Origin of the sequence: Bradyrhizobium sp. 31Argb (genome assembly GCF_043638955.1) — a bacterium.
In the GTDB taxonomy this organism is placed as follows: domain Bacteria; phylum Pseudomonadota; class Alphaproteobacteria; order Rhizobiales; family Xanthobacteraceae; genus Bradyrhizobium.
In genome coordinates this window covers 1-5,772 of record NZ_JBEGDB010000386.1, presented here as the reverse complement: position 1 = coordinate 5,772, position 5,772 = coordinate 1, and the positions used below count along the sequence as shown (strand labels likewise).

The window sequence follows — 5,772 nt, the reverse complement described above, 5'->3', positions numbered from 1 at the left end:
CAGCAGCCCCGCAACCTGGCCGTAACCCATCAACCCGCCCTGCCGCCTCAAGCGGCGGCCTCCTGTCCCTGATTATCCTGTCTCACTACAGGGGTGCAGTTCATAAGACTTTCCCGGATTGCGCTCCGCTCCATCCGGGCTACAAGCTGCCGCCCCCTACTCCGCGGCTTCCACCACCGGCTTCTTCGGCGGGAAGCGGCCGTAGAAGGTCTCGCCCTTGGCCGCCATCTCGACCAGGAGCTTCGGCGGGGTGAAGCGGGAGCCGTATTTGGCCTCGAATTTGTGGCAGAGCTCGACGAATTTCTTCGTGCCCATGAAGTCGATATAGGACAGCGTGCCGCCGGTGAACGGCGCGAAGCCGAAGCCTAAGATCGAGCCGACATCGGCCTCGCGCACATCGGTGATGACATCATCCTCCACCGTGCGTGCGGCTTCCACCGCCTGCACCACCAGGAAGCGCTGCTTCAATTCCTCGACATCAAGCGTATCCGGATCGAGGTGCTTCGGCTGCAGCCCGCCAAGCCCGGGCCACAGGCTCTTCTGGCCCTTGCCCTTCTCCGGATAGTCGTAGAAGCCCTTGGCATTCTTGCGGCCGAAGCGGCCCTGCTTCTCGACCATTTCCACCATCAGCTTCTTGTGATCCTGGTTGATGGCGTTGGGGCCAAGATCGGCTTCGGTTGCCTTCATGATCTTCAGGCCGAGATCGAGCGCGACCTCGTCCGACAGCGACAGCGGCCCGACCGGCATGCCGGCCATCTTGGCGGTGTTCTCGATCATCGCCGCCGGCACGCCTTCCAGGAACATCTCGTTGCCTTCCGCGATGTAGCGCATCACGCAGCGGTTGGCGAAGAAGCCGCGGGAGTCGTTGACCACGATCGGCGTCTTGCCGATGGCGCGGACATAGTCCAGGGCGGTCGCAAGCGCGGCGTCGCCGGTGTTCTTGCCGAGGATGATCTCGACCAGCATCATCTTCTCGACCGGCGAGAAGAAGTGGATGCCGATGAACTTGCCCTGGTCCTTGAATTCCTCGGCCAGTGAATTGATCGGCAGCGTCGAGGTGTTGGAAGCGAAGATCGCATCACCCTTCAAGAGCGGCTGCGCCTTGGCATAGGTGTCCGCCTTGACCTTGCGATCCTCGAACACCGCCTCGATGACGAGGTCGCAGTCCTTCAACACGTCGTAGTCGGCGGTCGCGGTGATGCGCGACAGCAGCGCATCGCGCTCGGCCTCCTTCGCGCGGCCTTTGGCGACGAGACCGTCGATCACGCTTTTGGCGTGCGCCTTGCCCTTGTCGGCGCTCTCCTGGTCGCGATCGATCAGCACGACATCGATGCCGGCCTTGGCCGAGACGTAGCCGACGCTGGCACCCATGAAGCCGGCGCCGATCACGGCGAGCTTCTTCACCTTGGTCGGCGGCACACCCGCGGGACGGCGCGCGCCCTTGTTCAGTTCCTGCATCGACAGGAACAGAGAGCGGATCATCGCCGCCGCTTCCTTGGAGCGCAGGATCTGCGTGAAGTAGCGGGACTCGACGCGCAGCGCCGCGTCGATTGGCAACTGCAGGCCTTCGTACACACAGCTCATGATGGCGCGCGCCGCCGGATAATTATCGTAGGTCTCGCGGCGGTAGATCGCATTGCCCGCCGGGAACATCTGCATGCCCATCTTCGAGAAGACGGGGCCGCCGGGCAGCTTGAAGCCCTTCTCATCCCATGGCGCGACCGCCTTGCCGCCGCCCTTGATCCAATCCTTCGCGGCCTTGATCAGGTCGGCAGGCGGCACGATCGCGTGGATCAGGTTGAGCTGCTTTGCTCTTGCGAGATTGATCGCCTCGCCCTTCAACAGGAGCTGCATCGCATCCTGCGGCGGCACGATGCGCGGCACGCGCTGGGTGCCGCCGGCGCCGGGGAACAGGCCGACCTTGATCTCGGGCAGGCCGAGCCGGGTCTTCGGATTCTCCGCGGCGACGCGATAATGACAGGACAGCGTGACCTCGAAGCCGCCGCCGAGCGCCAGCCCGTTGATCGCGGCGACCCACGGCTTGCCTGAGGTCTCGATCGAACGGAACACCTGCGAGAAACGGCGGCTCTGCTCGAACAGCACCTGGTTGGCCGCGACCTCGCCCTTCTGTTGCAGGAGCTGCGCATAGGTGCGGCTCATGCCCTCGAGCATCGAGAGGTCGGCGCCGGCGCAGAAGGCTTCCTTGCTCGAGGTGATGACGACGCCCTTGATCGCAGCATCCGCCGTGGTCTGCTTGACGATCTCCTCGAGTTCGAGGACCGAGGTCTCGTCCAGCACGTTCATCGAACGTCCCGGAATGTCCCAGGTGACGAGCGCAATGCCGTCGGCGTCGGTTTCGAATTTGAAATTCTTGAAGGCCATGTGGTGCTCCCTCGATGCCGGCTGCCGGTAAGGCGCTGGCGGTTGTTCTAAAGCTCGGATCGTAGGGTGGGCAAAGGCGCACTTGCGCCGTGCCCACCATCACTTGCTGAGAATTCGATGGTGGGCACGCTTCGCTTTGCCCACCCTACGGCTTCATACGCGTTCGATGATGGTCGCGGTGCCCATGCCGCCGCCGATGCACAAGGTCACCAGCGCGGTCGACTTGTCGGTGCGCTCGAGCTCGTCGAGCACGGTCCCCAGGATCATCGCGCCGGTCGCGCCAAGCGGATGGCCGAGCGCGATCGCGCCGCCATTGACGTTGATCTTGGCGTTGTCGATGTCGAAGGCCTGGATGTAGCGCAGCACCACCGAGGCGAAGGCTTCATTCAGCTCGAACAGATCGATGTCCGACTTCTTCATGCCGGAGCGGGCGAACAGCTTTTCAGTGACGTCGACCGGGCCGGTCAGCATCATCGCAGGCTCGGAGCCGATATTGGCAAAGGCGCGGATTTTTGCGCGCGGCTTCAGGCCGTACTTCTCACCCGCTTCCTTGTTGCCGAGCAGCACCGCGCCGGCGCCATCGACAATGCCGGAAGAATTGCCGGCGTGATGCACGTAATTGACCTTCTCGATCTCCGGATGCGACTGCACCGCCACGGCATCGAAACCCGCCATCGCGGCCATCGCCGCGAACGACGGCTGGAGCTGCGCCAGCGACTGCATCGTGGTCGTGGGCCGCATATGCTCGTCCTTGGCGAGGATGGTGAGGCCGTTGACGTCCTTCACCGGCACCACCGATTTGTCGAAGCGCCCTTCGTCCCAGGACTTAGCGGCGCGCTGCTGGCTCTGCACAGCGTAGGCGTCGACATCGTCGCGGGAGAAGCCGTATTTGGTCGCGATCAGGTCGGCCGAGATGCCCTGCGGCATGAAATAGGCCGGCACCGCCATGGAGGGGTCCATCGGCCAGGCGCCGCCGGACGCGCCGATGCCGACGCGGCTCATGGATTCGGCGCCGCCGCCGATCACCAGTTCATGCTGTCCGCTCATGATCTGGGCGGCAGCAAAATTCACGGCATCGAGGCCGGAAGCGCAGAAACGGCTGATCTGCACGCCCGGCACCTTCTCGCCGAGGCCTGACTTCAGCGCCGCGAAGCGGGCCATGTCGGAGCCGGCCTCGCCGACGGGATCGACAATGCCGAGCACGACGTCATCGACAACGTTTTCGGCAATGTTGTTGCGCTCCTTCAGCGCCTTCAGCGGCACGGTGGCGAGCGCAAGCGCAGTGACTTCGTGCAGCGCGCCATCGGGCTTGCCGCGGCCGCGCGGGGTACGAACGTGATCGTAGATATATGCCTCAGGCATGACGCCCTCCTTATATGAGGATCATAATATATAGCCGGACCGGCCGAAGCCGCGAGGTAGCTGCCGAAGATTCTTCAGAATGCTTCGGCCGCCAATTCCATCGTGGTACCGCTGCCGCTCTGGACGCGCGCGAGATGCACGGCCGTCTCCGGCAGCAGTTTCTCCATGAAGAAGCGGCCAGTCACGAGCTTGGTCGAGAGGTAAGGCGTTGCGCCGCCGGCGGCGATCTTGTCCTGCGTCACCTTCGCCATCCGCGCCCACATGTAGCCGAGCGCAACCAGCCCGAACAATTTCATGTAGTCGGTCGCGGCGGCGCCGGCATTGTCGGGCTTGGTCATCGCGTTCTGCATCAGCCAGCCGGTCGCCTGCTGCAGATGGCCGAGCGCGGCGGAGAGCGGGGTCACGAACGGCTTCATGCCTTCGTCGCCGCCGTGCTCCTTGGCGTAAGCGCCGACCTCGCCGAAGAACGCCATCACCGCGCGGCCACCGTCGCGCGGCAGCTTACGGCCGACGAGATCGAGCGCCTGGATACCATTGGCGCCCTCATAAATCATCGAAATACGCGCATCGCGCACGAACTGCTCCATGCCCTGCTCGGCGATATAGCCGTGGCCGCCATACATCTGCTGCGCCAGCACGGTGTTGGCAAAGCCGGTGTCGGTAAGCACGCCCTTCAGCACTGGCGTCATCAGGCCCATATGGTCGTCGGCCTCCTGGCGGTCCTTGGGATCGTTCGAGCGATGGGCGACATCGCTCTTCAGCGCGGTCCAGATCACCATGGCGCGCGCCGCCTCGTTGAAGGCGCGGATCGTCAGCAGCGTGCGGCGGACATCGGGATGCACGATGATCGGATCGGCCGGCTTGTCCGGCTCCTTCGTACCGGTCAGCGAGCGGCCCTGCAGGCGCTCGCGCGCATAGGCCACCGCGTTCTGATAGGCGACCTCCGATTGCGCGAGGCCCTGCACGGCGACGCCGAGCCGGGCCTCGTTCATCATCACGAACATGCCCTGCATGCCCTTGTTCTCCTGGCCAATCAGCCAGCCGGTCGCATTGTCGTAATTCATCACGCAGGTGGAATTGCCGTGAATGCCCATCTTGTGCTCGATCGAGCCGCAGGTGACGCCGTTGCGTGCCCCGAGCGAGCCATCGGCATTGACCAGGAATTTCGGCACCACGAACAGCGAGACGCCCTTGATGCCGGCCGGCGCGCCTTCGATGCGCGCGAGCACGAGGTGGATGATGTTCTCAGTGAGGTCGTGCTCGCCGGCCGAGATGAAGATCTTGGTACCCGTAATCTTGAAGCTGCCATCGGCCTGGGGCACGGCCTTGGTCCGCAACAGCCCGAGATCGGTACCGCAATGCGGCTCGGTGAGGTTCATGGTCCCGGTCCATTCGCCCGCCACCATCTTCGGAACATAGGTCGTCTTCTGCTCGTCCGTGCCGTGCACCAGCAGCGCCGCGGTCGCGCCCATGGTGAGGCCGCCATACATGGAGAACGCCATGTTGGCCGAGATCTGGAATTCGTTGACCGCCTGGCTCAGCGTCACCGGCAGGCCCTGCCCGCCATATTCCGTCGGCGCCGAGAGTCCGAGCCAGCCGCCTTCGGCCACCTGCTTATAGGCTTCCTTGAAACCTTTCGGCGTCGTCACCGAGCCATCGTCGTGGCGGGCGCAGCCTTCGAGGTCGCCGACACGGTTGAGCGGCTGCAACACTTCTTCGGAAAGCTTCGCCGCCTCGCCCAGGATGGCTTCGCGCACGTCAGCCGATGCGTCGGTGAAACCCGGCAGGTTATCGTAGCGGTCGATCTGGAAGACGTCGTTGAGCAGGAAACTCACATCTTCGACTGGGGCTTTGTAGATCGGCATGGCGTGCTCCGGCAGGCAGTTTTTGAATTTGGCGCCGCAGGCAAAACCCTCGCGACGCTGCGACCATTAAAGGTTCCCGAAACAGACCTTAGGCCGTGTGGACTCTTGGGATTCTCAAATCAGATTGAACGTGATTCAAGGCTTTCTTTTAGGAGGAAGCCTT

Annotated in this window: 3 protein-coding genes; all 3 read right to left on the bottom strand. The window is 63.6% G+C overall.

Annotation, left to right across the window (positions count from 1 at the left end):
- Positions 1-156: 156 nt before the first annotated feature.
- Positions 157-2,382 (bottom strand): FAD-dependent oxidoreductase, encoded by a 2,226-nt coding sequence (locus AAFX91_RS38120; protein WP_394569926.1) that lies wholly within the window; start codon positions 2,380-2,382, stop codon positions 157-159.
- 153 nt (positions 2,383-2,535) lie between these two features.
- Positions 2,536-3,744: an acetyl-CoA C-acetyltransferase gene (locus AAFX91_RS38115; protein ID WP_394569925.1), complete on the bottom strand. Its 1,209-nt coding sequence runs from the start codon at positions 3,742-3,744 to the stop codon at positions 2,536-2,538.
- A 74-nt stretch (positions 3,745-3,818) separates the two neighbouring features.
- On the bottom strand, positions 3,819-5,609 hold the full coding sequence (locus tag AAFX91_RS38110; RefSeq protein ID WP_394569924.1) for an acyl-CoA dehydrogenase C-terminal domain-containing protein: 1,791 nt from the start codon (positions 5,607-5,609) through the stop codon (positions 3,819-3,821).
- Positions 5,610-5,772: the final 163 nt, after the last annotated feature.

What these genes read in the sequence shown, in the direction of transcription:
- AAFX91_RS38120 (WP_394569926.1), bottom strand. Translation starts at nt 2,382, where the DNA reads ATGGCCTTCAAGAATTTCAAATTCGAAACCGACGCCGACGGCATTGCG.
- AAFX91_RS38115 (WP_394569925.1), bottom strand. Translation starts at nt 3,744, where the DNA reads ATGCCTGAGGCATATATCTACGATCACGTTCGTACCCCGCGCGGCCGC.
- AAFX91_RS38110 (WP_394569924.1), bottom strand. Translation starts at nt 5,609, where the DNA reads ATGCCGATCTACAAAGCCCCAGTCGAAGATGTGAGTTTCCTGCTCAAC.